This window comes from Metamycoplasma equirhinis, from assembly GCF_006385185.1.
GTDB classification, from domain to species: Bacteria; Bacillota_I; Bacilli_A; order Mycoplasmatales; family Metamycoplasmataceae; genus Metamycoplasma; species Metamycoplasma equirhinis.
The window spans coordinates 1-2,613 of the sequence record NZ_VFIX01000013.1 but is presented as its reverse complement, the minus strand read 5'-3'; the positions used below and the strand labels follow the sequence as shown (position 1 = coordinate 2,613).

Below are 2,613 nucleotides of genomic sequence, written 5' to 3'. Positions count from 1 at the left end.
ATTGGCACTTATAATAATAGAAACGCCTATTTAAGTAGTAAAAAAACCGAAATTGAAAATGCTTATAAAGACGCTGAAAATAAAGCAAATCCGCTATTAGAACAAACAAAAAATCTAACTGGCAAACCAGTTGCTGATTTAACAGATTTAATTACTAATTTAACAATCGCAAAAGAAAAAGCCAATGGAGCTAAAAGTTTAGCAAGTGCTAACGGTTATAATCAATATGAAACTAAAGCAAATGAATTAATTAAAAAAATCGAGGATGCAATTCAAATTGTCACACAAGCAAAAACAAAACTTGAAGGTGAAGATAAATTAGCTAAAGATTTAATTAAAGAAATTCAAGAAAAAATTGATGCCATTGATTTAGAAACTGGAAAAATAACTGAAGAAATTCAAGAAAAAATTGACGATTTAAAGTCATTAATTGATTCTTTATCTTCTGCCGTGACTGAAGGTATAAAATTCCACAATGGAAGAAATGTTGATAGCAATCCTATTACTAAAAGACCGGATGTTATAGCTGCATTTGGCAAATTAAAAGATAAAACAAATATTTCGCCAAAAATTAGCGATTTGAATGCTCATTTAACATTTAATAAGAAGCAAGTTGAAGATGCGTTAAGGACCGCTACTGACTTTGAAGTTTCTAGACGAACTTTAATTAATAAGGCAAAAACCGATAAAAGCATCCCTGAATTGGAACAAGCTTTAAGCGATTTAAAAGAAATTCAAAAACGTGCAAATAAAGCAAAAGAACTTGAATCACAAAAAGGATATGCTGCTAAAAAAAATGATATTGACTCGCTGGTTACTCGAATTGAAACAGAAATTAGTGAAGTTGAGGAATTATTAAGACAAGCAAAACAAACTGAAAGTGAAAGAATTCAATCGCTTATTACTGAAATTAATAAGCAAATCACTGATTTAAACCGTGAAGAAAACGCAACAAAAAATAAATTTTTAAATTCTAATACATTTAAAACTCAAATTGAGAAGCTTAAAGAAGAATTAGAAAAAGCTAAAACATTAAAAAATAAAGTTGAAAGTGAAACTAATAACAATTTAATAGAGCCTAAAAAGAATTTAGACAAAGCAATAGCGAATGCTGAAACTACTTTAGAATTGGCAAACAAAAAATTAAAAGCTATTGAAAAAATTGAAAATTTAAAAGAACTAACGCCTGAACAAAAACAAGATTTTATTAATAAAATTAATAATGCTACTGACGAAAGCAAAATTAATCAAATTATTTCGCAAGCAAAAGATAAAAATGATGAAGAGAAAGCAAAAAATATTGCTGCTATTAAAGAAAAAATAACCAAATTAATTTCTGATTTAAACTCAAAATCAACCGAATTAGAAAATGGAATTGGCACATTACTTATCGCCGATTTACAAAAATTGATTGCTGAAACCGATGCGATAATTAGAGATTCCGAAGATTATCATTTACAAAATAAAAACAAATATGCGGAATTAAATGGTGACTTTAATAATTTACAAAACGCTATAAATGATGCTAAAGCAAAAGTGGAGAAAGCACAAAATCACATATCTTCAGGAAAACAAGCTATTGATGAAAAATTAAAGCAAATGAAAGATAAATTAAATGAAATTAATGACTTTATTAATAGCCACAATGAACCTAAAGAAATTGATGAAAATCAATGAGAAACACAAAAACAAGCGATAACTAAATTAAGTGAAGATGCAAATAAACTAAAACAAGAAATCCAAAATAAACGTTATAGCGAAAAATCAAGTGAAATAAGTACTTTGATTTCAAATATTAATTCTGCATCTACTAAGATTGATAATGCCTTAGATAAAATTTCAAAACAAAAGGAAATTAATAAAGCTATTAAGGATGCTAAAGATTTCATTAATTCGCTTTCATGAATTAATAAAAATGAACAAGATGACTTTATCAATAAACTAAATAAGGCAAATATAACAATTTCAGAAATTAATGAAATTAAACAAGGCGCAAAAACAAGAGATGATGAGTATAGAATCGAATTAGAAAAACATCGTGAATATTTGGGCAAATTAAATGAATTGCTTAAAAATGAGCAATTAGCAAAATCTGAATATTCAGAAATTCGTCGCGAATTAGAAAGCATAATTAATGCTAATAAAATTGATTTAGATAAATATCAAAGCGATAGAAATACTAGAATTCATAAATTAGATGATATTAAAAGCAAAAATAAGAATTTGGCTGACGCAAATGATCCAATTCTTGTAAAAATAATTCAAAAGAAAAAAGAATTATTAATAAAAGATTTTGAAAAAAGTATTGAACATATTACAAACATTATTTCTCAACTAGAGCAAATAAAAATTAATAGTAAAGCATTATCTGCTGCTCGCGAATTGGCTATAACCAAATTAGCAAGAGCAACAAAAGCTATACTTCAAGATCAATTGAATCAAATAAAAAATATTAACATTAGTATTACTACTATTCAACAAAATAATAAAGATTTAGATGCTTGAATATTTACATTTGAGCAGGAAACAAAAGATGCCTGATTTAAAGATGGTATAGTAGATTCTATTAAAAGATATTCTGACGCTGTTCAGGAAAAAATTGATGAATTTGAA

General features: G+C 26.7%; 1 protein-coding gene. It reads left to right on the top strand.

Annotated features, from left to right (window positions below; translation table 4 throughout):
- The coding region (locus tag FJM08_RS08395) for a coiled-coil domain-containing protein (protein ID WP_170177191.1) at positions 1-2,613 on the top strand (2,613 nt) is incomplete at both ends.